Origin of the sequence: Caballeronia arationis, assembly GCF_001544975.2 — a bacterium.
In the GTDB taxonomy this organism is placed as follows: Bacteria; Pseudomonadota; Gammaproteobacteria; order Burkholderiales; family Burkholderiaceae; genus Caballeronia; species Caballeronia arationis.
Map to the genome: position 1 here is coordinate 1 of NZ_FCOG02000422.1, position 1497 is coordinate 1497.

Sequence of the window (1497 nt, forward strand, 5' to 3'; positions counted from 1 at the left end):
TGGTCTTTACCCACATCTTTGGCGGGTTGACTTGTAAACTGCGACGCGTGATGTTAACTTCCGCCCATACGACATTTGGGGGCGATGTTCAACATTGTCTGATGCGAGCGATCCCGATGACTGGGCAAGTGTTGAGTTCGGCGCGGCGCAACTGGGTGACGCTCGCCTAACTCAGCGCTTGATCGCACTTGCAGGTAGATTGTCGGGCGCTCCACAATGTTCTTTTCCCCAGTCGCTTAAAGGCGCGGACCTTAAAGCTGCGTACCGGTTTTTTGATAATCCGAAGGTAGATCCCGACGGCGTGCTCGGTTCGCATATTGGTCGAACGCTCGAACGCATGCGGGAGGCGTCGGTCGTGTTGGCTGTACAGGACACGACCGAATTCAATCTTACGCATCTGCATGCGACGGAAGGTCTAGGCCATTGCGCAGGCCATAATCTTCGCGGTTTTATGATGCATAGCATGCTGGCGGTAACCCCGGAAGGGTTGCCGTTGGGTGTGTTGGGCATGAAGACCTGGACGCGTACACCCGAGGAGCGCGGTAAGGGCGAGTTGCGCAGGCGGCGCACGATCCGGGAGAAGGAAAGCGCGAAATGGCTTGAAGGACTGGAACACCTGAGCGCGCTCAAAGCGCATTGTCCGCAGACGCATTGCATTGGCGTATGCGATCGTGAGGGAGACATCTACGACGTATTCAGGGCCGATCGCCCTGCTGGCGTCGACTGGCTAGTTCGTGCGAGCTGGAATCGCAGGGTGGCGCATCCGCAGAAGTATCTGTGGGAGACGATCGTCGCAGCGCCGGTGCTGGGCTTCACGGAATTGAAGATTCCAGGTTCGGGTAGCACGATCGCACGCACCGCACGCCTAACGTTGCGATGCGCGCCGGTGAGCTTGCGCCCACCGCGCTATCGACGCCCCAGAAGATTACCCAACATTGAGGTGTTCGCGATTCACGCCATAGAAGCGGATGTTGCCGAAGGTCATGAACCCCTTGAATGGATGCTACTCACTTCGGTGCCCACGAATACTCGCGAAGAAGCACTGGAGCGCCTGGAATGGTATGAGCGGCGTTGGACGATCGAGTCGTGGCATCGCATACTCAAGAGCGGTTGTCGCGTCGAGGCACGGCAATTCGGCAATCTCGATCGATTCGTGCGTGCCACCGCCTTATTTGCCGTAATCAGTTGGCGCATCTTGTACGCGACGTTGCTGGCCCGAATAGACGGCGATCTGCCATGCGATGTGCTGCTTCAACCACTTGAATGGCGCGCATTGTATTGCCGCGTACACAACACGACGACGTTGCCTACTCGGCTTCCAACGCTGACGCAGGTCGTGCTATGGATCGCAAAACTCGGCGGTTACCTCGCGCGCAAGCATGATCGTCCACCTGGGCCAACCGTTATGTGGCGCGGCTTTCTCGCTCTGCACGAGATTACGGAGATGTACCGCATCTTCAGGCAGAACGAATGACCTTATTTGTGGGTAAAGACCAG

General features: G+C 57.3%; 1 protein-coding gene. It reads left to right on the forward strand.

The features are described from left to right. Positions 1-94 precede the first annotated feature (94 nt). Positions 95-1474, forward strand: coding sequence for an IS4 family transposase (locus AWB81_RS42830; RefSeq protein WP_062644629.1), 1380 nt, complete (start codon positions 95-97; stop codon positions 1472-1474). The last annotated feature ends 23 nt before the right edge of the window (positions 1475-1497 follow it).